This window comes from Lacticaseibacillus sharpeae JCM 1186 = DSM 20505 (genome assembly GCF_001436225.1).
GTDB lineage: Bacteria > Bacillota > Bacilli > Lactobacillales > Lactobacillaceae > Lacticaseibacillus > Lacticaseibacillus sharpeae.
The window spans coordinates 1-1,337 of record NZ_AYYO01000018.1 but is presented as its reverse complement, the minus strand read 5'-3'; the positions used below and the strand labels follow the sequence as shown (position 1 = coordinate 1,337).

The window sequence follows — 1,337 nt, the reverse complement described above, 5'->3', positions numbered from 1 at the left end:
GGTAAATTTCAAGTACAAGTTAGCCACTTCTGAAAATAACATCTAAATCAATGCGTTATTCTAAAAATCTGTGTAACCGTGGGTAGGTTGATGGTGGGCATTGTGGTGGTAGCCTGGTCAGGAGCGGCTGGCTTGCCGGCCGTTCCCAGGCGTCTAGCCACCTCAATGGGGTCCCACCGTCAACCTACCCACACACCGCCGCAGTCTCCTTGGCGAACAGCTCTGCAGGAGTAGCGTATCCTTGTGCCCGTCGTGGTAAATGATTAATCTCATCTTGCGCCCGGGACAACTGTTTACGTGTGGCCGTGTCGAGTGACTGACCTTTGGGGAATGTTGCGCGCAGCATTCGGTTGTGACGTTCGTTCGAGCCACGTTCCGAGGCTGAATAAGGGTGTGCGTAGTAGGCATCAATGCCCAACTGGAGTAAGTCAGCGAACTCAGAACCATTATCCGCCGTCACTGTCTTAATTGCTGGACCGTATTGTTCCAGAATATTGCGCAGTGCATAGCAGACTGAATCAGCATCCTTGCCATCTAGAAGTGCAGTGATTAGCATGCGGGTCTTGCGTTCCACCAGCGTCAGAATCACACTTTCCTTACCGTCACGTTTACCTTGAACCGTGTCTAATTCAAAGTGACCAAACTCTTTTCGGTCTTCGGCCGATGCCGGTCGTTCGTCGATACCACGACCAAGAATACGGTTGAACTTGGTAATCGTGTGCTTGTGGAAGCGACGACTAAGCTTTTCCAGCAGATCAATATTCTTAATCATCAACAAGCCTTGATCGACATAGTTATACAAAGTGGTAGTGCAGACCATCTCCTCAGGTGTGAACAGCTGGTGCACCTTTGAATAGCCGACGACAGCGTCAATTGACCATTTATGATTGAAGAACTGCGTGTACAGGTAGTCAATGAAAGCCATGGATTGGTTAATCTTGGAAGGCCGATGGCACTTCAAACGTGCTTGGTCGTACTTCATCTGCGCATGGTCATGGGAGTAGCGATGTAAATACACATCCTTACCATTCTGTTTGTGCTTCTGTTTGACAGTGCCACGAATAATCTCATTGTGGATGGTCTGGGGCGCCACACCCAGCTGACGAGCAATTTCACGGTTAGATAACCCTGCATCGTGTCCTTGTTGGATTAAATCGCGTTCATGATCAGTTAGGTGGTGACCCTTAATGTGAGGTGTGTTAATCTGGAGTTGCATCAAATCGGACTCTTCTTTCATTGTTTGTGTAGGAACTTCAATGATAACACGAGTTTGATTTGATGTTTTTTATTTCAGAAGAACTTGGTCACGAGTGGCTAACTTGATTATAAAATCTGCC

Annotated in this window: 1 protein-coding gene; it reads right to left on the bottom strand. The window is 47.6% G+C overall.

From position 1 onward, the window contains the following. Nucleotides 1–184: 184 nt before the first annotated feature. The gene (locus FC18_RS05075; RefSeq protein ID WP_054680742.1) at nt 185–1,216 is read right to left on the bottom strand and encodes an IS30 family transposase; all 1,032 of its coding nucleotides are present in this window, start codon (nt 1,214–1,216) and stop codon (nt 185–187) included. Between the last annotated feature and the right edge of the window lie 121 nt (nt 1,217–1,337).